This is a genomic window from Anaerococcus hydrogenalis DSM 7454 (assembly GCF_000173355.1).
GTDB classification, from domain to species: domain Bacteria; phylum Bacillota; class Clostridia; order Tissierellales; family Peptoniphilaceae; genus Anaerococcus; species Anaerococcus hydrogenalis.
In genome coordinates this window covers 1-22,770 of the sequence record NZ_ABXA01000014.1, presented here as the reverse complement: position 1 = coordinate 22,770, position 22,770 = coordinate 1, and the positions used below count along the sequence as shown (strand labels likewise).

Below are 22,770 nucleotides of genomic sequence, written 5' to 3'. Positions count from 1 at the left end.
CCTTTACTAGCTAGTGGCTATAGAAAAACACAATTTCAAAATAATCTAAGGGAAGCTAGACGTGATTACTTTAGAGAAATTGGCTACATGTTAGACAGTGATAGTAGAGAAAGTTTTATAGCATATAGTCAACATAATGGATTACCAACAGAACTATTAGATATAACTGAAAATCCAATAGTATCACTATATTTCGCCTGTGAAAATGATATAGTCTCTATTAATCGTGACGTGAAAGAGATAGGAAACCGATTTTTTAATGCTGATGTATGCAATATTTTAAAGGAACTATCGGATAACCTGTTTGACTTGGGGTCTTGCTCTATTACAAAAGAACAGTTTGATTCTATGAAAAATAAGTCTGTAGAGTATTATTCTTTACCACTAACACAGAAAAAATTTGAAGCACTGTCAAGAGATGAAAGAGTGAAAAAGCATATTGAATATCTCAAAAAAAGTAATATGCTTCAAGAGATATAGTTAATTATAAGGAGGGTTCATTCATTTGAGTAAGAAAAAAGAGTTGGAAAAACAAAACTATAAAATAGATTTGTCTAAAAAACATTTTATAAGTAGTAATGATAATATCAATACATTTTCCATGAAAGACTATCAAACTGATGCCAAGATATTGTTACACCAATTGATAAATACTTTTGAAATTGGAAAAACAGCTAACAAAATAATTAACCCAGAATTAGACTATGCAGTCAAATTTACTCCTGAATTGTTAAAAAAAATGGAAATGCACGATGTTCGTTTTCTAAAAGATAAAATAACTGGGGACTTATTGCCTGATTTATATGATTATACCGAAAAAGGCTTAAGTGGAAAAATTCGATTAGAAATTAAAGGAAAAGTGACAAATCAAGACATGATAAATTTCCATAATGCCATACATAATATGTTTGAGCAGCAACAATATCAACTTCTAATGGAAGAAATCCAAGAGTTGCATATAATTGCAAAAAGAATTGAAAGAGGACAAGATAATGATAGATTCGCCAAGGTAAATGCAGGTAGAAAGCATTTAATAGATGCATTAAATTATAAAGGTAATCTTGATGAAAAAAGAAAGCTCATACTTGATTCACTTTCTATGCTAAGAGAAGGAAGAGAACTGATTGAAAAAACACTAATTGATAAATTAAATTCTTTGGAAGAAATTCCCGAATCGAAGCTAAAACTAATATGGACTTGTTTTAAAAAAACAAATTATTATGAAACTCAAACTACAAGATATAATGACATACAAGAATATTTTCAATATTATTATATGTCCATAGAGCCTATGGCATATGCATACACATACTTAAAACAGCCTCATCTAATATGCTCATTGTTGGATGATAGCAAAAAAGTTTTTGAACATCAAAATTTATATAGAATATCAAAAATTGAACCTATGTTATCTCGTGATAATTTTGAAAAAATGTGGTATAAATCACCAGAATATTATAAAACACGATTACTAACCACTTATGAACAAAATCTTGATAATGGCAATATACTAATAAAATTTAAAGGTAATGAACTTTTGGAGGCAAGGGATAATGAAAACAACCAATAAAAAGAAAAAACATTTATAAAACCGCAAGTCAAGTAGGTAAATTCATCAAACCAGTAGGAAAAATTGCTTTAGGTGTAATTATATTCCCAGCTATAAAATCGGTATCTAAACTAATAAAAAAATGAGTTAATTGCAAAAACGCTATTCAATCCATTAAAACTGAATAGCGTTTTTTATATGAAATAATAATCTGCAAGCACTTTGCAAGCACAACGCTCACAAAACGGTTAATTATAAGGCTTTAAAACCTATTTTTAATCACTCCCATTCTTCTTTTCCAAATGTCCGATATATCCCAAACCATTCAAAATACTAGGTTCTATTTTTTATAGTACCAATAAATCTTACTAATTATAGGATGTTTTCAGATTTTTAGTCCCGTCCCAGTCCCAGTACCGGAGAAATTATAATTGTTCCGAACTAAGTTTATATCAATGTTTAATCCGAAAGCCTTGGGACATAGTTTTTAAATATTCCAAATACTTCCTCTTGTTCCTTATTTCGCAAAATAGAAATAACTATATTTAAATAAACATTATTTTGAAGACCAAAATAATGACCTATTGATTTAGATAATCCTTTTTCATTAAACATTTTTATCACTTTTTTATAATTATTACTTATCAACGCTTCTTCATATGATTTTAATGTTTCTTCATAAATTCTATCGGCATCAATATTTTCAATAGCCTTTTTTAAACTTTCTTTTGTATTAATCTCAGAAATTTCAGCCAAGGATAATTTATGTTTTATCTGAGATACTACATTTTTCTTAATCTGACCACGAATTTGATTATCAAACCTTTCATTTATGACATAATTTTTGATATTACTAAATATTTCATTAAAATTATTGCCTAAATAATCTGATAAAAAACTAATTAGTTCTTCTATAATAAATAGATTTTCAACTTCGGCAACCTTTAATGTGTAAATATTATCTTTCTCTAATTTATTTATTTCATCTTCTGTTCGAAAGTCACGATCAATTAATCCATAAACACTATAATTATGAATCTTTTGGGTTGAATTAAAAGATTTTGTTCTCATAATGACTTGCATACAACTTCCACAAGGAATGATAAAATAGTCTGGGTATAAAATAGAATATAATTGATTGTCAAAACTACTCTCTTCTCCTTCTACAAACAAAATATTTTTACGTGATCCGAGAATATCGAATAGTAACTTTTCTGGTAATTCATTAGAAATTATTTTTTCTAAATTCCAATTTTCCCCATCATAATTCTTTATCCATATCTTTTCCGAATTCTTATGGGAAGCAGCAAAATTTGTATCATGTGTTATATAAATAAATAAACAATCTTGACGATAATTCTCTAACTGTTCCCATAAAATATTCATTATTGAGTTGTGAAGATGTAATTCAGGTTCATCTATTATTAAAGTTTTATTATCTGGTACAACCAGAACTTGTGACGCTAAATACAAAACAGCTCTTTCTCCATCACTCATTTGATTTGCAGAATACTTTTTAGTAGGTTTGTTTCTTTCATAAGCAAAGAACTTAGAATCTTCAAATATAAGTGTTCTTTGTGGAAATATGCTATTCCAAATATTTATTAATTTATCCAAAACTGTAAATGAAATGTTAGGTTTAGGATAGTTATTTTTTTCAGCTATTTTGCAATCATTAAAATAATTCGACGTCTCATTGTTATATAAACCAATTAATGCCGCTAACACTATATCAAAATCATTTAAAAGTTTAGTGGTATATGCTTTTCCATAATCCCATCTAGATCCCTTATCTTTATTTTGAATGTCATATTCATTATCAGTTCCAAAAAAAATTCTATTTTTAGCGTAATCATAATTACTCAGTGGTATATTTTCTTTAAAGTTAAGATTTCTTTGTGCTCCAATTCTATGAACTTCTAAGGGGTCCTCTTCTTCAATCCAAGCACCCAATTTACTTTTTCCACTACCATTTGCCCCTATAATAATTATTGAATTATTATTTGTTGTATGCTCTTTAGATTCACCATTAATTGTAGGTAGTTTATACTTATAAATTTTCAAATTCTTCAACATATTGCTTACCTCTTAAACTTAGCTTCAAATTAATACAATCGTTTTATTTAAATCTAACCTGAAGATTTAACTTAATAAAATGGTTCTACAATAAATATTGGAGTCTAGGTTGATCCCAACATTTATTATAGAACCATTGAAACTACGGTCTAATTTTTTGTCCAAATGTAAACCACTTGGAACTATTATTTTAATTATTCTTTTTTACTTCCAGTACCATTTGAGTACCAGTAGCCATTTTTCATTCTCTTTATAGCTTGTAATTAAGCCATTTTAGAAAATTTTGCGATTATTCCCATTCAATTGTTCCTGGTGGTTTTGATGTTATATCGTAGACTATTCTTCCAACTCCCTTTACTTCGTTTATCATTCTGTTTGATAGGGTTTGTTGGAGTTCGTATGGCATATCGAATGCTTCTACTGTCATTGCGTCTTTACTTGATACGGCTCTTACTACAACAACATAGTCATAAGATCTTTCGTCACCTTTTACTCCTACTGTTCTTAGTGGGGTAAATACTGTGAAATATTGCCAGATGTCTCTGTTTAATCCTGCATTTTTTACTTCTTCTCTAAGGATTGCATCGGTTTCTCTTACAATCTCTAATTTTTCTTCTGTTATATCTCCTATAACTCTAATTGCAAGTCCTGGTCCTGGAAATGGTTGTCTCCATACCATTTCTTCCGGAACTCCGATGCTTTCTCCAAGGGCTCTTACTTCATCTTTGAATAGTTCTCTTAGTGGCTCTACTACTCCTTCAAAGAGCATATCTTCTGGAAGTCCACCTACGTTGTGGTGAGATTTTATTACTGAGCCTTTTCCTTTTCCACTTTCTATTACATCAGGATATATTGTTCCTTGTACTAAATATTTTGCATCACCAAATTTTTTGGCTTCTCTTTCAAATACTTCTATGAAGTGGTTTCCTATTATTTTTCTTTTTTCTTCTGGATCTTCTACGCCTTTTAGTAAATCAAGAAATTCTTTTGATGCATCTACCATTTTTACATTTAAACCAATTTCTTTGTATTGGTCCATAACAGATTTTGCTTCATCTTTTCTTAGTAAACCATGGTCTACAAATATACATTGTAGATCATTTCCTATTGCCTTGTGAACAAGTGTTGCAGCTATTGTTGAGTCAACCCCACCTGAAAGTCCACAAATCATTTTTTCTCCAGCATATTTTTCTTTTATTTTTTCTATTGTTTCTTTTGCAAGGTCTTTCATTATCCAAGTTTTTTTTGCCTTACAAATATTTAAAACAAAGTTTTCTAGCATTTGGAATCCGTATTCGGAATGGGCAACTTCTGGATGAAATTGTACTGCATATATATTTTTTTCTTCATTTTCAAATCCTGCTATTGGGCAATTTAATGACCAGGCAATTTTTTTGAAACCATCAGAAATTTTTGTAACTTGGTCTCTGTGATTCATCCAAATTATTGATTCTTGTGCTACATTTTCAAATAATTTTGATCTTTGGTCAACAAATAAAGGAGTTTTACCGTATTCTCCTTTTTCAGCTTCGGATATTTCTCCATCAAAGTGGAAAGCTAAGGCTTGCATTCCATAACATATTCCAAGTATTGGAACGTTTAAGTCTAATATTTCTGGATTTAATTTTAAACTTTGGTCACTATGGATTGATTGTGGTCCACCTGTCAAAATTATTCCATCTAAGTTTTCTAGATCAAGAGTTTTTAGGTCAACATCGCAATCATGAAGTGTTGCATAGACTCCCATTTCTCTTATTCGTCTTACTATAAGTTGATTGTATTGGCCACCGAAGTCCAATACCATTATTTCAGATTTTTTCTCCATCTACCCCTCCTATATTTCTCCAAATATTGCAAAATATTTCATATAATCAAGATTATCCATCTTGTAGTAGTTATACTTTGTATCTTCATCATACTTTTTAAAGTGTAATTTATCTATAAGAGTTTTAAAGGATTCATTATTTTTTCCTGCTTTTACATAAACTTCTTCTTCTTGCCCGAGGGTAAAGAAATAATCTATTACAGCTTCTAGGGCCTCCCTACCATAGCCCCTATTTCTTAATGACTTGTTTATTATTATATAAATCCTAACTCCATTTTCGCATTCGTTTGCTCTTATTGTTCCTATAGAATCATTCATCCCCTTGTTTACTATGTGCCAAAAATTGTAATTATTTTTATTTTCATAGTTTGAAAGGCATGTATCTATTAATCCTTTTTCATCTTCTACTTTTGACATATAGAAAAATTTTGGGTCTTTTATAAATTCTAAATCTTTTTCCAAATCTTCTTTTTCAAACCTTCTTATTATCAACCTTCTTGATAGTATAAGTTTCGTATTTTCCATAATTCTCCTTTTATAAAAAATAGAGCTGCTAAAGCAGCAATATTTTATGAAAAATTCTTTTTATAGTATTCTAGAACGTCTGTAGCTGTTTGTTCTATTGTATTTAAAGTTACATCTATTACCTTACAATCCAAATCTTCAAAGACTTCCTTAGCATATTCTAATTCTCTATTGATTCTTTCTTTATCAAAATAATCACTTTTTGAATTTATACCAAGTCCTTTTGACCTGTCTTCCCTAATTTTTGATAATTTATCTGGATTTATAGTTAATCCTATTATTCTTTTTGGGTCTATATCAAAAACTTCCTCTGGCAGTCTTATTTCTGGAACTAAGGGAAGATTATAAACTTTAAAATCTTTTGTTGCCAAAAGCATAGTTACTGGTGTTTTGGATGTTCTTGATACTCCTAGAAGAACAATATCTGCTTCTTTTATTCCCCTTTTGTCTTTTCCATCATCATATTTTACAGCAAATTCTATTGCCTCTATCATTGAAAAATAATCTTTTGATAGTTTTCTTGTAAGTTTTTTCTCCCTTAAGGCTTTCTCTCCTGTAACTTCTTCAAACAAAGAAAGGGCCGGTCCTAGTATATCTATTACTTCTATATTTTTTTCTAAAGCTTTTTCCTTCACATATTCTTCTAGCTTTTTTTCAGCAATAGTTTGGATTATTATTGATTTTTCAGGGATTTTTTTTAACTATTTTATCAATTTTATTTTCACTGTCAATATTAAATTTTCTATTTATATTGAAATTAACATTTGGAAAATGAGTTACAACTGATTTTGCAAAAGTTTGAGCCGTCTCTCCAGTAGAATCACTTATTATATAAACATTCAATACACCACGAGCCATTTTATCTCCTATTTTACTAAATCTTTTATATTAAATACCCTCGAAATATCTTTAGCAAGTTTATTTAATAGAGCCAATCTATTATTTTTTATTTCTTCATCATCTACCATTATCATAGTGTTGTCTAGGTAGTCGTTACCAATTTGTCTTGTTGATGCAATTTCTTCCAAAGCTTTTTGGTAAAGTTTTTGGCTTAGATATTTTTCACTTTCAAGATTATTTATACAATCATAATATTGTCTTTCTAATCCTTCATCTAATTTTTCAACATTTACATCAATTAAGTCAAAGTCTTTTGTAAAGTTATTAATTCTTGTGAAATAGTTTAAAATTTCTTCGCTATCATCTCTTTTAACAAATTCTTCTAGGGCTTTTACCTTTTCAATTACAGAAAGCACATTTGATTCTCCAGTATTTAATACTGCATTTACAAGATCATACCTATATCCCTTATCATTCATCATATTTTTTAACCTATCAATGAAAAATTCTGTAATCTTTTCTAAAGTTTGATTATAGTCGAATGAAAGTTCATTTTTTTCTGTATATACAAATAAAGAATCTTTTACTAAATCTTTTATGTCAACATCAATTTTCTTATCAGCTATTATATTTATTACACCAATTGCAGATCTTCTAAGTCCAAATGGGTCTTGGCTTCCTGTTACATAATCTTCGATTATATAATGACCTGTTATTGTATCAATCTTATCAGCTATTGATAAGACAATTCCAGCAACTGACTTTGGAAGTGAATCTTCTGAGCTTCTTGGTTTATATGCTTCTTCTATTGCATTTGCAACTTGGATATTTTCGCCAGAATTTGTAGCATAGATTCTTCCCATTGTTCCTTGAAGTTCTGTAAATTCTATAACCATTTTTGTAACAAGGTCTGCTTTTGAAAGATAAGCTGCCCTTAATAAATTATCAGAAACATCTTCTCCAAGTTTAAATTCTTCAAGGTAATTTTTTGATAAAGAAATCAATCTTTCAGTCTTTTGTTTCATTGATCCAAGACCTTCAAAGAAGGTTAGTCTGTCTAATTGATCTACATATTCTTCTAACTTTTTATTATTGTCAATGTCATAGAAGAATTTTGCATCTTCAAGTCTTGCTGTAAGTACTTTTTTATTTCCACTTATTACATTTTCTTTAGCATAATCATCACCATTTCTTACAAGTAAGAAATATGGCATCAAATTTTCATTGTCATCTACAATTGGGAAATATCTTTGGTGATCTTTCATTGGTGTTATAATTACCTCTTTTGGTAATTTTAAGTATTCATGGTCAAGCTCACCCATCAAAACTGTAGGATATTCTACTATATTTATAACTTCTTCTAGTAAATCTTCATCTTTTAGAAATTTACCACCAATTTCTTTAGCATAGCGATTGAGGCCTCTAAGAATTATTTCTCTTCTTTCTTTGTAAGATAAAATTACAAAATTTTCTTTAAGTAGGTCTAAATAAGAATCAATTTTATCAACTACAATTTCGCTTTTTCCTAAAACTCTATGTCCCTTTGTTGTGTTTGATACTTTTATTCCTTCAGCATCAAAATCCAAAATTTCATCGTCAAGAAGTGATAAGAAATACCTAATTGGTCTTGCAAATCTAATTGATCTTCCTCCCCATCTCATAGACCTTGGGAAGTTTAATGATTTTACAAGCTCATAAATATTTTTTTGCAAAACTTCTTTTATAGAAGGGCTTTCTTCTTTTTTTTCTACATAAACATATTCTTCACCCTTAAAATCTTTGATTATTACATCAGAAATATCTGCCTTTTGTCCTCTTAGAAATCCTAAAAGTGCCTTTGATGGATTTCCTTCATTATCATAGGCAATTTTTTTGGAAGGGCCCTTTACGCTTACAAGTTCTTCTGATTTGTTTTCTTCAAGTCCATCAAGCAAGATTGCAAATCTTCTTGGAGTAGATTCTACTTTTATTTCTTCCAGGCTTAATTTATTTTCTTCAATTAATTTTTTGAATTTTTCTTCAAGTTGTTTTTTTGTTGAATTTATATAAGCTGAAGGAAATTCTTCAACTCCTATTTCTAATAAATATTTGCTCATTACTTATCCTTTCTTAAAAGTGGATATCCTAGTTCTTCTCTTTTTTCAATATATGCTTTTGCAACTTTACTAGAAATATCTCTTACTCTTTTAATATAGTGACTTCTTTCTGATGCTGAGATTGCTCCCATAGCATCCAAGGTGTTGAATGTGTGAGATGATTTTAATACATTATCATAAGCTGGGTATACAAGTCCCTTATCAATTAATCTGTTTGCTTCAGATTCGTATATTTCAAATAATTTTTCCAAAACTTCGCTATCAGCATCTTCGAAGGAATATTTTGAATTTTCATATTCTGGTAACTTAAAGACATCAGAATATTTTAAATTTTCAGACCACTGAATATCAAAAACATTGTCCACGTTTTGTAAGTACATACAAACTCTTTCAAGGCCCATGGTTATTTCTCCACTTTCAAGCTCGCAGTTTATTCCACCTACTTGTTGAAAATAAGTAAATTGGGTTATTTCCATTCCATCAAGCCAAACTTCCCAGCCAAGTCCCCAAGCTCCAAGAGTTGGTGATTGCCAGTTATCTTCTACAAATCTAATATCGTGTTCTTTTGGATTAATTCCAATTACTTCTAGACTTTTTAAATATAAGTCTTGAATATTTTCTGGAGTTGGTTTAAGCAAAACTTGTAGTTGGTGGTGTTGGTATAATCTATTTGGATTTTCTCCATACCTACCATCAGCTGGTCTTCTTGATGGTTCTACATAAACAACTTTCCAAGGTTCTTTTCCCAAAGATCTCAAAAAAGTGTGAGGATTCATTGTTCCTGCTCCTTTTTCTGAATCGTAAGGAAGCATGAAAGATGCACCTTGTCCTTCCCAATATTCTATTAATTTTAGCATTAAATCTTCAAAATACATTTTCTCTCCTATTTATTTGACTAATTTAATTACCCATTCAAGTGAGCTAAATTTTCTAATTTCTAAACAATCTAAAACATAAGCTGTTATCAAATTTAAAAGTTTTTCTTTTCTATTTTTAAATCAATTTTTTCTACCTTATCAGTTGGAGTGTAGATTAATTTTAATATAAACAAATATTCTTCTTTTGTAAGATAAATCAACTGATGGTCTCTCCTCCTACAAGAATTACAAACCACTCCCCCATCTTCTATAGAAAAATATACATAATTTGGCTTGATATTTTCTCCACAGATGGAGCATCCTTTCAAATTTGGTTTGAAGCCTGAAAAAGATATGTACTTTAATAAAAAGCAAAGGAAAATATTTAAATAATTTTCACTTGCTTTTTCAAAGCTCTCAAAAGTCTTGTCTAATAAATTATAGACAAGCTCTTTTTGGTCAAAATCAATTGTTCTTAATAATAAATCGCAAATAGCCGATTTATATACTATTATATCAAAATTTTTATTAGATTTCGAATAAGATTTGATTAATGAGGCATCTTTTATCCCAAAAAATTTGTCTCCAGATTTATAAAGATTGTAGGAAGCTTTTACAAATCTTTGGGTTGATGAAAGATTTGTATTTTTTTTATTTAAAACTCCCTTGGCAATCACAGAAATTTTTCCCATATTTTTTGTAAAAATTTCTATGATTTTGCTTGACTCTTTGTAAGTAAATTCTCTTAAAACAAAGCCTTCTACATTTGAATTATCACTTGTAACCAAACCTATTCACCAATTTTTGTTTTTACGCCAATCTTTTTCGACCTTGACCCACAATTTTAAATTTATCTTGCTATCCATAAATACTTCTATTTCTTCTCTTGCATCCATGCCGATTTTTTTTGATTTTTCTTCCGTTTTTACCGATAACTATCTCTTTATGGCTTGGTCTTTCTACAACTATACTAGCGTAAATATCATATAAGTTTTTATCATCTCTCTTTTTGAACTGATCAATTCTTACAAAAATTCCATGAGGGATTTCATTTGAAAGATTTCTTAAAGCTTTCTCCCTAATTATTTCAGATACTATGAATCTTTCATTTTTGTCAGTTATCATATCTGATGGATAATATAGGGGTCCTTCAGGTAAAATTTCTTTTATTGTTTGTATATATTTTTCAATATTTTCATCATTTAAGGCTGAAATTGGAATTATATAATCAAAAGCATTTAAACCTATGTAGGTCTTTTTTATTTGATCAATTTCCCCTTCTTCTAATAGGTCACACTTATTTATAAGAAGAATTTTTGGTACTTTTATTTTTCTAATAAATCCAAAATCATCTTATCAAGCCTTCCAATTTTTAGGGAATTATCGACTATAAATGTTACTATATCTGAATCTTTAAGGCTATCTTCTGAAACTTCAAGCAGGTGTTCTTGAAGTTTATTTCTTGGTGTTTGGATACCTGGTGTGTCTAGAAAAATTATTTGTGAATTTTCGTCGTTATATATTATTTTTATTTCATCTCTTGTTGTTTGGGGTTTATTTGAAATTATTGAAATTTTTTCTCCCAAAATTTTTTCCATTAGGGTAGATTTTCCTACATTTGCCCTACCAACTACCGATACAAAACCTGATTTCATTTCTCCTCCAAATCTTTTTTTGAAAAGTTATATGGAAGAATATCCCTTAATCCATATATCTTATAATCTTCTGTTGAATTTGCTATTACAATCTTTGAATCTGAATCTAAAAATTCTGCCATAAATTGCCTGCAAACTCCACAAGGATAGGTCATATCACTATCTCCTGTAATTATTATAGTACCAATTTCCTTATCTCCTGCACTTATTGCCGATGATAGGGCAGATCTTTCTGCACAAAGTGTTACAGAATAGGCAGCATTTTCTATATTTACTCCCTTATAAATATTTCCTTTTTTTGTCAAAACTAGACTTGATACCCTAAATTTTGAATAAGGTGAATAAGAATTTTTTTATTTTCTATAGCCTCTTTTATTAGTTCTTTTAAATCTTTTTTCATGAAAATACTCCAAATATTAAAAGTGCTATTGCCGTACCTAGGATTGCCCCTCTAATAATTTCTGGAAGTGAGTGGATATTTGCCTCAAACCTGCTTTCTGCAACTATAATAGCAAGTCCATAAAATATAAATATTAATAGTCCCTCATCAACTCTCATAGCCCCAATTGTTGCAAGACAAAAAGAAATTGATGTATGACCTGAAACAAATCCACCATGAAAGGCTGTTCCGTGTCCCTTATAAAAAATCCCCTTAAAAAATATGGTTGAAATAATTACTATTGATACTGCAATAAGGGCAAGATGAGATGGTCTTCTTGAAATCCTTAGTACAACTGAGGATGAGAAATTTGCGACCTTATCAAAAAATACCAAGTAGGCAACAAAAATTGTATTTAGGGCTGATACAAAAGTAGCAGCTGCTGATAGGTCCTTGCTGGCCTTAGCTTCCTTGGATTTTTTCCCTTCACCTGCAAGATTTACTGCTTGTTCTAAAGATGTATTTAAAAGTTCACAAGAAATTACAAAGGCAATAGAAAAAACCAAAAACATCATCTCTACCCTTGAAACATTTAAAAATAAGGAAACAAATAGGACAAGAATAGAGGTCAAAACATGAAACTTCATATTTTTTTCATTGTTTATAGCAAAAACAAGACCCTCAAAGGCATAGTCAAAACCCTTAACAAATTTTTCCCCAGCAGATCTGGTCTTTGGAATATATTTTTGGGCTTCGTCTTCTCTTCTTTTTTCTTCTTTTAATTCTTCTTTAACTTGACTTTTAATTTCTTCAATTAATTGTTTTTCGTCTTTCATTTGAATACTCCAAGATTTTTCATAACTTGTTTTTCCTTTAATCTCATTATTTTTTTATCATCTTCTTCCATATGGTCATATCCTAACAGATGAAGTATAGAATGGCAGGTTAGATATATTATCTCTCTTTCAAAAGAATGTCCCAATTCTTTTGCTTGCTTTCTTGCAACATCTGTACAAATAACCACATCTCCAAGCATCAAATATGGTTTTTCTAGTAAGGTTTTTCTATCCTCATTGAAGAAGTCTTCGATAGGAAAGGATAAAACGTCTGTTACCCTGTCAGTTTGCCTAAAATCCTTATTCAAGTCCCTTATTTTTATCTCATCTACAAAAGAAAGGGAGATCTCGCATTTTTTCTCATCTACATTTTCAACTTTCAAAACTTCCTTTATGACTTTTTCCAAATCTTTTTGAAGGGTCAAATCTTCATTTGTAGTATTATCTATTATTAATTTCATCTTTATTTTCTTTTTCCTTATCAGCCTTATCGTATGCTTCAATAATTCTTTGAACAAGAGGATGTCTTACTACATCTACTGCAGTAAATTCCATAAATTCTATTCCTCTTACATTTCTAAGAATTCTTGAGGCAGATTTTAAGCCAGAATTTTTCCCACGAGGAAGGTCTATTTGGGTAATATCTCCAGTGATAATTGCCTTTGATCCATATCCAAGTCTTGTCAAAAACATCTTCATTTGTTCAAAGGTTGTATTTTGTGCCTCATCTAAAATTACAAAAGAATTATCAAGAGTTCTTCCCCTCATATAAGCAAGTGGAGCAACTTCTATCACTCCTTTTTCAACTAAACTTTGATAGGTTTCAAAACCAAAAATTTCAAAAAGCGCATCATAAAGTGGTCTTAAATATGGGTCGACCTTATCTTGCAAATCTCCTGGCAAAAATCCTAAACTTTCACCAGCTTCAACAGCAGGTCTTGTAAGAATAATTCTATTTACTTCATTATTTTTAAAGGCTCTTATGGCCATGGCAACTGCCAAGTAAGTTTTTCCTGTTCCTGCAGGCCCAATTCCAAAAACAACATCATTATTATTGATCATACTTACATAAGATTTTTGTCCTAAGGTTTTTGGCTTAATAGGTTTGCCATTTGCAGTTGTAACAATAACTTGGTCCAAGGATGACTTTATCACTTCCTTGTTTTCAGAAACAAGCATATCAGAAAAGTATTTTAATTTTTGAAAATCAATGCTTTTTTCTTTTTCTATAACTTCTATTACTTCTTCAATAAGCCTTATGGCAAGATTTACATTTACCTCTTCACCCTTTATACTTATATTTCCATTTTCAGTTTTTATTTTTACATCAAACCTATTTTCAATATATTTTCTATTTTTATCAAAATTACCGAATAAACCCATGATTATATCGGTGTTATTTATTTGTATTATTTCCTTAATTTTAATCACTCCTTTGAGATTATTATACCATTTTAGGGTAAATAAAAAAGATGAGAAAATCTCATCTTTTAGCTTTTGGCTTTCCTATAATTTCTGAATATATTATAGCCTTTTTCAATTCATTTTTATCTAATTTTATTTTTTGTCTTTCTTTTTCATAATCCTCTATTTGTTTTGAGTAAATATCTGAAGATTTTTTGAATTGTTTTATTTTTTTATTATAGGAATCCTTATTATTTTTTCTTTGAACTTTTTTGTAAGCCTTATCAAAAGTTTTTTTATTTTCTTTTCATCTTTTGCAAGAGAGGACATAGCCTGACCAAAACTCATTTTCTTTTTTGTGGTATTTTTTCTTTTGTTTTGATTATTTAATTCTTTTAACCAAGTGTCAAAATCAGGAGTATATTTTCCTTCTTCTTTATTATTTTCCTTATCTAATTTGTAGATAAATTTATAAAACTTAGTTTTTAAACTATCTTTTGCCATTAATATTCATCTCTACTATCGGTTTCTGATATTTTATTTCTCATTTGAGTATCGGCATTAATATTTTTCATATTATAATAATCTAAAACTCCAAGATTTCCACTTTCAAGCGCCTTGGCAATTGCAAGAGGTACTTTTGATTGAGCTTCTACAACTTTGGCCCTGTTTTCTTGTTCAAGAGCTATAGCTTGGGCACGTCTTTCTTCAGCTTTAGCTTGGGCAATATTTTTGTCAGCTTCTGCTTGGTCTCTTTGTAATTCTGCCCCAACATTTCGTCCAACATCAACATCTGCTATATCAATTGATAAAATTTCAAAAGCAGTTCCTGAATCAAGTCCTTTTTCCAAAACTGTTTGGGAAATATTATCTGGATTTTCTAAAACTTCTGCGTGAGTATGAGATGAACCAACTGTTGTTACAATTCCTTCACCAACTCTTGCTATAATTGTTTCCTCTCCTGCTCCTCCGACAAGTCTTTCAATATTTGCTCTTACAGTAACTTTTGCAATTACTTTTACTTCAATTCCATTTTTTGCAACTGCCGCAATTGTTGGCGTATTTATTACTTTTGGATTTACAGAAACTTGTACAGCTTCAAAAACATTTCTTCCTGCAAGATTCATTGCTGCTGCTTGTTGGAAGGTCAAATCAATATTTGCCCTTTCAGCTGCAATCAAGGCATCTACAACTTGGTTTACATCTCCTCCTGAAAGAAAATGGCTTTCAAGATCAGAACTTTCAATTTGTATACCTGCTTGGTGAGATTTGATTAAGGCATAAACAATATGTCTAGGATTTACCCTCCTAAATCTCATTGCAACTAGAGAGCCCATAGAAACTGGAACTCCTGATGATCTTGCTGTTATCCATAATCCAATTGGAACTAAAGATAAAAATACTACTACTAAAATTACTATCAAAGCTGGAATAATTATTGGCATTATATATCCTCCTTAACATAAATGTTTCCATCTTTTATTTCTACTACTTTTATTCCTACATCTTTTTTGATAAATTCTCCATAAGTTCTAGCATCATAGATTTTTCCATCAATTTCTACCCTTCCTGTAGGTCTTAAAATGCTAAGTGTCCTTCCAGATTTTTTTAAAAGAAAGGAATAATCTTTTTTTGAATTATAACCTCTCTCTTTTGTTTGAACTTTAGTAAGAATTGACTTTTCAAAAACTTTAGCAGAAAAACCTAATCTTATAAAAATGGTTATACTTATAAAAACAGATGCTGCTGTTATCATCAAAACAATTACTCCAAACAAGGAATTATCTAGTGAATCCATAAGAGAATAAATTGTCAAAACTAAGCCCAAGCTTCCTAAAATTCCAAAACTTGGCGTTATTAGCTCTATTACTAGTAACAAGATACCAGAAATAAAACAAATAATAGTTATCAAATCTGCCTGACCCCTATCAAATCCCACCTTATAAAAATAAGCAAAAAGTGCCAGGGCTATTATAGAAAATAAAATTTTCTTGTCAGTAAAAAATATAGCCACAATACTTATAAAAGCTAAACTAAAAGACAGGGCTAATAAAATATCTGCTAACATAATACTCCTTTCTATTAAAAATTATATTCTTTATCTTTATACCCAAAAAATAAAAAGAGGAGAAATTTCTCCTCATTTTTAATTTATTTTTTCAAAATTATCATCCAATAATTCATAAATATCTCCATAATTTTCTGTTGAAATATTTATATAATCTACTCCTTCTTGGCCAATATCGTGACCTTCTCTACTATATTTAAAAATTTTATTTTTAGAATCAATTGTATAATCCAATTCAAAACCAAACGACCAAGCTAGCCAATTTGAATCTACATATAATTTTCCATCAAGAATTACCCCTGCATATTTACTTGGTAGAAAACATACCTTATCTTCTTTCATATAATCATATCTTGCAAAAGCGAAAACCCCATAATCTGGAAAATATTGGTAGGCATAATTAGGGATATTTTCTGAAACATCTATATTTCCAGGAAATAATCCAAAATAATAGGTTCCGTCAGAATTTTCTTTTATATGCCTTCCTTGATTTTCTGCTAAAATTTTCTTGTATTTATTTGCAATATTAGAATACTCAGGATCTGTTAAATAAGGCGAATCTGAAAAATAAATTTCATCTAACTTATCCACATCTATAAAATAAGCATCTCCCATATCCAAAATGGAAATTTTTCCTTGGTCTTTTCCATCTTGAATTACTTTATAGGTCTTATCTTTAGAAAGATTTTCATCATTACTAGCACTTGGAGGATTTTCTTGATCTTTATTAGAACTTTGATTAGAAGGCACATTTTCAATTTGCTCTAAATTTCCTTTATTATCATCTTTTTATTTTCCCTAATAATTTTTCTATTAATTTTCTTTTGATCTTTCTTATCCTCTTTTTTTTCTTCAAATTTTTCCTTAGCAAGGTCAGTTAATTTTTTTGCATCAACAAGTTTTGAATTTTCACCATTAAATTCATCTATTACATCAATATTTCCAGACTTAACTATTAATTCTTTTGCCAATTCACCATTCATTTTATCAGGATAGGCACTATAAAGATTTGCTGCCAATCCTGCTACAAAAGGAGCAGAAGCTGATGTTCCATCCCACAACATCAATTTACCATTTTCATCATATCCAGGTACATTATTACCAGGTGCTACAATATCTAAATTTCTAGTAGTTGAGTCTTTCCAAAAAAATAGTTTTACCATTTTTATTTATTTCTGGCTTTGAAGCTCCAATAATTATTATTCTTTTTTTAATATCATCATCTACTTCTTCAAAAAAGGTTGTTTTCTTTATCTCTACATCAGAATATTCTTCAATATCTCTTATTATTTCCCCTTCATTACCTGCTGAATTTACTATCAAAAAATCTTTGCCCTGTTCTTTTAATTTCTTTAAAGCTACATTATATACCATAGAATTATCTCTAAGATATAATTGAAATCTTCTATAATATTGTTTTTGATTTCTGCCCTCTGATCTTAGCCCGAACTTCGCAATTCTACGCAAAGTCCTATTCTTGCTTTTAGAATCTTTTTCTATATTTTCTTTATCTGTATTTAAGTAATATAGAACTTCTTTTAAATATCCCCAACTTAAATTAAATATTTTTATTTGATTACTTGAATTATCTATCCTATATGCCAACAAGTATGGAAAAATACTAAAATCAAAAACAGTAGGATATACTTTTGTATCTTTACCTACACCACTAAATCCTAAATTATTATGTCTCGCCGCTAATATTGAAGAAACTAAATATGTATGAATTTTCATATCTTTTGTTGCTTCTTTATAGAACTTTTCTGACTTTGATCTTTTATTTTCATCTTCAATGACTTGAGTATTTAAATTTTGAAAGTCTAAATCTTTTTCTATAAATGTATCCTTGTTTTTACTGGTTCCTATTTTTCCATTTTCAAATACTCCAACATGAGATTCTTCTTTAAAATCAAGATTTTTCCACATATATGATAAGTTTGTTATTTTATATGACCAATAAGGATCATCTTCACTAATTTTATTTTTTCTATCAAATCCTTTATCTAAATCATAACCATCCCATAAATTATTTTTATCAAAATTCTTTTTACCAATTTTGAAATTATCATCCGGATACGATTCATTTATTCCAACTGGAATCAACCAATGAACTCTAGAAACCACTACTCCCTCTTCTTTTTTAATTTTCTCAGCAATTTTTTCTAGCTCATCTATAGATTTATTTGGAATATTAATTTGATAACCACCCCAAATGTCACATTTTCCTATTACTTTTGCCCCGTACTTATCAAATATTTTTTCATCAAACTTATCCAAGTCTACATCAACTAAAATCTCACCATCAACATATTCTCCAAAATTATCTTCTTTTATGTTTTCTTTTCCTGGAATTGTAAAGAAATTTTTCTTATCAGAAAATTCTAACTTTTGACTTTTTTGTGGGTAATTTTCTTTCATAGAAACTCTTTTTTCAATATATTTTGCCTTAGCCTTGCTATTAGAATTACTATTTTTCTCTTTATTGTTACTCAAAATAACATCTGGATTTTTTGAATTTTTATCCCTTTTAGGTCCTAAATTTAAAAAACCTTTTCCAAAATAAAAAACTAAAATGACAAGCAAGCCTATACCAAACCCAATAGCAATTTTCTTATAAGATTTCATCTTTCCCTCCTAGTTCTCTTTGTTTTATTATAGCAAGAAATAAATATTTTGTAATAAAAAAAGAAGGATTACTCCTTCTCAGAGCGTAGACAAAGTATGAATTTAGCTAATATTTTATTTCGAAATAAAAATTAAGCTAAGTACCATCTCGACTAGATAAATATGCCTTGATTTGGCATATTTATCCCTAAAACTAAGTGCGAAAGCATGAAAAAGTTTGCGTAGCAAATATGTTTTAGTGTGAGTGAAACGAACGCATGGAGAGATCTCATGAGATTTCTCGACTCACTACGTTCGCTCGAAATGGATGAAAATTTGGTTTGTCAACAGTCTGATAAGGATTACTCCTTCTTTGTTTATCAAGAAATTTAATTAATTAATTCTTTTAACCTTCCTGTTATTTTATATGGAACTTTTTTAAGTTCTTCTATGTTTTTTGCTCCGACAAGGGCCATAAATATTTTTATTTTAGTTTGCAATTCTTCCAAATATTTTTGGGCATAATCATAATCACCTCTTAATAGAAATGACAAAACTTCTCCAGAAATTGCACACATATCAGCCCCAATTATTATAGATTTACATACATCAGTAGCATTTCTTATACCACCACTTGAAATTAAGAAAAAATCATCAGATAAACTTCTTAAATCAAGGATTGATTTTGCTGTTGGTATGCCCCAAGAATAAAATTCTGAATAATCTTTATCAAAAATTCTCATATCTTCTATTTCAATAAAGTTAGTTCCACCTTTTCCAGCGACATCTATATATTCAATTCCAATATCCAAAAGTTTTTTGCCAACTTCCTTACTCATTCCAAAGCCAACTTCTTTGACAATCAAAGGTGCTGAAAGATTTTTTCTTATATTTTTCAAATTTTCAAAATTATTTAAAAAATCTCTTTCTCCCTCATCCATAACTAGCTCTTGGGCAATATTCAAATGGGCTTGCATGGCACTAGCCCCGATTAAATCTTTGGCAAATTCAAAATTTTCTAAACTATTTTCAAGGCCTAGGTTTCCTATTTTAAAAACATTATTCTTATCTTTTAATAAAGAAAAAGATTCTCTAGCCTTGATATCCTTTAGGGCAATAGACTCACTTCCCACAGCCATAGGAATATTTAAATCAGCACAAATATTTGATAAATCTTCATTTATGTCCTCGCTAATTTCTGTTCCTCCTGTCATAGCATTTACCATAACTGGCATAGAAATTTTTCTTCCCATAAATTCAATAGATGTATCAATTTCATCAAAATTTATCTTGCTTAGGGCATTGTGTTCAACATAAATATTATTTAAGAGAGTTTTTGACCTAAATTCACTCCTAAGATAATTTTCAATATGTTCATCTTTTCTTGCTCTTCTTTTTTCATCCATAATATCACCTAATAATTATCTTCTGTAAAATCTTCAATTTCATCATTCAAATAATTTTTATTATCTAATGAATTATCTTCATAATCATCAGTTTTTTCTTTTCTCTCATCTTTATTATCGTCAAAATCCTTGTAATTGTTCAAATTATTATCTTTATTTTCTTTTATCTTATTATAATCTTCATTTGAACCATAATTTTTGTAAGAATAATTATAATATTCATATTCCCAATAATAACTATCTTCTTTCTTCCATCCCTTTAATTTATATTTAGGAAAAACTTTATTTACAATATCCCATGTAGCCTCATAATCCGGAATATAATAAGAAATTCCATCAATCATACTTGCTTCACCTGGGACTGTATAAGTTTTAAATTTATCAGATGAAAAATTAGACATGCTATTTGCAAACTCAACCATGGTTGAAAAAGGCAGGTTGGTTTTTACATCCTTAAAATACGTTTCTATCAAAGATGTCATGCTAATTTCTTTAGATTTTTTAACTAATTCATTAACTATTGTCTTCAAAAATTCTTGTTGAGCATTAACCCTACCAAGGTCTCCATTATTATAAATTTTTCTAGTTCTCAAATACCACAAGACATCCATTCCGTCCATATCATTAATACCTGGTCTAATATGAACATCTCCATGGTCAATAGAAATTCCCTTTGGAACCTTATATTTTAAACCACCCATGCCATCTACTATATTAACCAAGGCGTCATAATTAATTTCCACATAATAATCTATATCAAGTCCCAAAAAATCTCTCAAAGATTTTAAAGTTAAACCAATTCCACCATAGGCGTGAGCATGGTTTGCCTTTGTAAATTCATCTCTAACCTTAATTCTTGAATCTCTTGGAATAGATAAAAGATCAACTTTTCCAGTTTCTGCATTTATTTTACACAACATTATTGTATCAGTTCTTGTAAAATCTGGATTTTCATTATTCTCATTAACATCAACCCCAACCATCAAAACTAAAATTTCATGGTCAACTTTTTGGTATTTATTTTCACTTGCAGCTTCTTTTCCATAATTTGTAATATTTTTTTTATTTTCTAGCCTATTTAAAAAAAGATTAGACCCGAAATATACAGTAGCTACAGTTAATAAGGTAATTAACAATCTTTTAAACTTCATAAAATCTCCTTCTCATCTTGTAATTATAGCATAAAAATATCCTTAATAAAAATGATAAAATCAAAAAATATATGATATAATCTATCTATGATTAAGCTAATTACAATTGATATAGACGGAACCTTACTAACTGATTTAAGGCGTCTACCTGAAAAAAACAAAAAAATGATATTAAAGGCAAAAAAATTAGGATGCCACATCGCTCTTGTAAGTGGTAGGCCGTTTTCTGGAATTCTTCCCTATGTGAAAGAACTAGATCTTGAACATGAAGGACATTTTTCAATTTCTCAAAATGGTTCTTATATTTTTGACAACTACACTAAGGAAGTAATTACAGGAGTTTTTCAAAAACCAAAAGATTTAATCGCCCTAGATGATTCTTTAAAAAAATTTAAGGTTCAAGTTTCAGCCATGGATGATGATAGTTTTTATACAAGGCACAAAAATCCAAATTTATTTACAAAGGTCGATTCTTTTTTAACCAAGCTAAAACTTAAAAAAGTCTCCTACCATGATTTTGATCAAGACAAAAATTTTGGTAGATTTTTAATTATGGGCTGGCCTTGGAATATAGAAAAAGTAATGGACAATATGCCAAGCTATGTAAACGAAAATTATTACTATGCAAAAACTGCCCCAGTTTTAATTGAGGTAATGAATAAAAACGCAAACAAGGGAAATGCCATTAAATTGATGAGTGAGAAACTCGGTTTCAAAATCGATGAAATTATGGCAATAGGAAATGAAATGAACGATATTCCCATGCTAGATATGGCAGGATTTTCTGTAGCTATGGAAAATGCCAACGATTACCTAAAACCTCATGCTGATTATATAACTTTATCAAACAATAAGGCAGGTGTTGGAGAGGCCATAGAAAAATTAATTGAAAATAATTTTGAAAAATTTTAAATAAAAAAGCATTCCTAGATTAACTAAGAATGCTCAGACTATTGACAAACTAAATTTTCATCCATTTAGTACCATAAAAGTGTAAGTAGAAAAAACTTTCTACCTACACTTTTTTTAATATAATGAAGGTAACGGACGCAGCCCATTTGGGATAATACACCCGTACTCGAAACAGTCCGCTACCTTTCATTATCAAGAATTCGATTAAGCAGGTTGGGTTAATACACCCGTGTAACGAGCTAAACTGAGTGGATAATTGTGTAGGTAGGTAAAAATTTAATGGAGGTATTTATGATTTCAATAGGAATTGATGTATCAAAATCTAAAAGCACAGTTGCAGCCTTAGGATTTGGAAAAGAACTTATCTTTAAACCATTTAATATTTATCATGTAAAAAATGATGTAAATAGATTAATTGGTAAAATTAAATCTTTAGATGAAGATGTAAAAATTGTTATGGAAGCAACAGAAATTTATCATATTCCTATCTTAATTAGTTTAGTAAATGAAGGTTTTTGTAAGTGTAATAAATCCATTAAAATGAAAAGATTTTGCCAAGCCTTAAGTTTAGAAATGTAAAACAGATA

At 29.4% G+C, this 22,770-nt stretch carries 20 protein-coding genes and 4 pseudogenes; 4 read left to right on the top strand and 20 right to left on the bottom strand.

Translation table 11 applies throughout. The features are described from left to right. Positions 1-66: 66 nt before the first annotated feature. Both ANHYDRO_RS10315 and ANHYDRO_RS02425 read left to right on the top strand, forming a co-directional pair. A pseudogene (locus ANHYDRO_RS10315) lies at positions 67-480 on the top strand (FRG domain-containing protein); the annotation flags it as partial. Positions 481-505: 25 nt separating this feature from the next. Further along, a complete protein-coding gene (locus ANHYDRO_RS02425; protein WP_004813028.1) occupies positions 506-1,570 on the top strand; it encodes a hypothetical protein in 1,065 nt (354 codons plus the stop codon). Positions 1,571-2,008: 438 nt separating this feature from the next. Here the strand turns inward: ANHYDRO_RS02425 and ANHYDRO_RS02420 are convergent, their stop codons facing one another. The 20 genes and pseudogenes from ANHYDRO_RS02420 to ANHYDRO_RS02325 all read right to left on the bottom strand — a co-directional run bounded on the left by ANHYDRO_RS02420 (position 2,009) and on the right by ANHYDRO_RS02325 (position 21,271). Beyond that, on the bottom strand, positions 2,009-3,625 hold the full coding sequence (locus ANHYDRO_RS02420; RefSeq protein WP_004813027.1) for a DUF4435 domain-containing protein: 1,617 nt from the start codon (positions 3,623-3,625) through the stop codon (positions 2,009-2,011). 289 nt (positions 3,626-3,914) lie between these two features. Further along, on the bottom strand, positions 3,915-5,450 hold the full coding sequence (guaA, locus tag ANHYDRO_RS02415) for a glutamine-hydrolyzing GMP synthase (RefSeq protein WP_004813024.1): 1,536 nt from the start codon (positions 5,448-5,450) through the stop codon (positions 3,915-3,917). 9 nt (positions 5,451-5,459) lie between these two features. Then, on the bottom strand, positions 5,460-5,975 hold the full coding sequence (locus ANHYDRO_RS02410) for a GNAT family N-acetyltransferase (RefSeq protein WP_004813023.1): 516 nt from the start codon (positions 5,973-5,975) through the stop codon (positions 5,460-5,462). A gap of 44 nt (positions 5,976-6,019) precedes the next feature. After that, positions 6,020-6,833, bottom strand: a pseudogene (locus tag ANHYDRO_RS02405) (pyruvate, water dikinase regulatory protein). 8 nt (positions 6,834-6,841) lie between these two features. Next, entirely contained in the window at positions 6,842-8,911 is a 2,070-nt protein-coding gene (gene glyS / locus ANHYDRO_RS02400) for a glycine--tRNA ligase subunit beta (RefSeq protein ID WP_004813014.1), read from the bottom strand. After that, entirely contained in the window at positions 8,911-9,786 is an 876-nt protein-coding gene (gene glyQ, locus ANHYDRO_RS02395) for a glycine--tRNA ligase subunit alpha (RefSeq protein ID WP_004813012.1), read from the bottom strand. The genes glyS and glyQ overlap by 1 nt, the downstream gene beginning before the upstream one ends. A 95-nt stretch (positions 9,787-9,881) precedes the next feature. Further along, entirely contained in the window at positions 9,882-10,556 is a 675-nt protein-coding gene (gene recO / locus ANHYDRO_RS02390; protein WP_004813011.1) for a DNA repair protein RecO, read from the bottom strand. Beyond that, positions 10,543-11,423 (bottom strand): annotated as a pseudogene (gene era, locus ANHYDRO_RS02385) (GTPase Era). The gene recO and the pseudogene era overlap by 14 nt, the downstream one beginning before the upstream one ends. After that, a pseudogene (gene cdd, locus ANHYDRO_RS02380) lies at positions 11,420-11,823 on the bottom strand (cytidine deaminase). Before cdd ends, era begins: the two co-directional pseudogenes overlap by 4 nt. After that, entirely contained in the window at positions 11,820-12,638 is an 819-nt protein-coding gene (locus ANHYDRO_RS02375; RefSeq protein WP_004813002.1) for a diacylglycerol kinase, read from the bottom strand. Before ANHYDRO_RS02375 ends, cdd begins: the two are co-directional and overlap by 4 nt. Next, positions 12,635-13,099, bottom strand: coding sequence for an rRNA maturation RNase YbeY (gene ybeY / locus ANHYDRO_RS02370; protein ID WP_004813001.1), 465 nt, complete (start codon positions 13,097-13,099; stop codon positions 12,635-12,637). Before ybeY ends, ANHYDRO_RS02375 begins: the two co-directional genes overlap by 4 nt. Next, the gene (locus ANHYDRO_RS02365; protein ID WP_004812999.1) at positions 13,080-14,021 is read right to left on the bottom strand and encodes a PhoH family protein; all 942 of its coding nucleotides are present in this window, start codon (positions 14,019-14,021) and stop codon (positions 13,080-13,082) included. The genes ybeY and ANHYDRO_RS02365 overlap by 20 nt, the downstream gene beginning before the upstream one ends. 246 nt (positions 14,022-14,267) lie before the next feature. Further along, entirely contained in the window at positions 14,268-14,546 is a 279-nt protein-coding gene (locus ANHYDRO_RS02360; protein WP_004812996.1) for a hypothetical protein, read from the bottom strand. Further along, the gene (gene floA, locus ANHYDRO_RS02355; RefSeq protein ID WP_004812995.1) at positions 14,546-15,487 is read right to left on the bottom strand and encodes a flotillin-like protein FloA; all 942 of its coding nucleotides are present in this window, start codon (positions 15,485-15,487) and stop codon (positions 14,546-14,548) included. The genes ANHYDRO_RS02360 and floA overlap by 1 nt, the downstream gene beginning before the upstream one ends. Next, the gene (locus ANHYDRO_RS02350) at positions 15,487-16,110 is read right to left on the bottom strand and encodes an NfeD family protein (RefSeq protein ID WP_004812993.1); all 624 of its coding nucleotides are present in this window, start codon (positions 16,108-16,110) and stop codon (positions 15,487-15,489) included. The genes floA and ANHYDRO_RS02350 overlap by 1 nt, the downstream gene beginning before the upstream one ends. 78 nt (positions 16,111-16,188) lie before the next feature. Then, on the bottom strand, positions 16,189-16,860 hold the full coding sequence (locus ANHYDRO_RS02345) for a hypothetical protein (protein WP_004812990.1): 672 nt from the start codon (positions 16,858-16,860) through the stop codon (positions 16,189-16,191). A 14-nt stretch (positions 16,861-16,874) separates the two neighbouring features. Then, positions 16,875-17,273, bottom strand: coding sequence for a S8 family serine peptidase (locus ANHYDRO_RS11100; RefSeq protein ID WP_004812987.1), 399 nt, complete (start codon positions 17,271-17,273; stop codon positions 16,875-16,877). Beyond that, positions 17,236-18,735 carry a S8 family serine peptidase gene (locus tag ANHYDRO_RS11095; protein WP_004812983.1) on the bottom strand — a complete coding sequence of 500 codons (1,500 nt, stop codon included), beginning with the start codon at positions 18,733-18,735 and terminating at the stop codon, positions 17,236-17,238. The genes ANHYDRO_RS11100 and ANHYDRO_RS11095 overlap by 38 nt, the downstream gene beginning before the upstream one ends. 368 nt (positions 18,736-19,103) lie before the next feature. Beyond that, positions 19,104-20,120: a type 2 isopentenyl-diphosphate Delta-isomerase gene (gene fni / locus ANHYDRO_RS02330; RefSeq protein WP_004812981.1), complete on the bottom strand. Its 1,017-nt coding sequence runs from the start codon at positions 20,118-20,120 to the stop codon at positions 19,104-19,106. Between the two features lie 8 nt (positions 20,121-20,128). Beyond that, positions 20,129-21,271: an LCP family protein gene (locus ANHYDRO_RS02325; protein ID WP_004812980.1), complete on the bottom strand. Its 1,143-nt coding sequence runs from the start codon at positions 21,269-21,271 to the stop codon at positions 20,129-20,131. Between the two features lie 87 nt (positions 21,272-21,358). On the opposite strand from ANHYDRO_RS02325, the gene ANHYDRO_RS02320 reads away from it, so the two are divergent. Together ANHYDRO_RS02320 and ANHYDRO_RS02315 are read left to right on the top strand one after the other, a co-directional pair. Further along, a complete protein-coding gene (locus ANHYDRO_RS02320) occupies positions 21,359-22,183 on the top strand; it encodes a Cof-type HAD-IIB family hydrolase (RefSeq protein ID WP_004812977.1) in 825 nt (274 codons plus the stop codon). A 291-nt stretch (positions 22,184-22,474) separates the two neighbouring features. After that, on the top strand, positions 22,475-22,762 hold the full coding sequence (locus ANHYDRO_RS02315) for an IS110 family transposase (protein ID WP_162010665.1): 288 nt from the start codon (positions 22,475-22,477) through the stop codon (positions 22,760-22,762). Positions 22,763-22,770 lie beyond the last annotated feature (8 nt).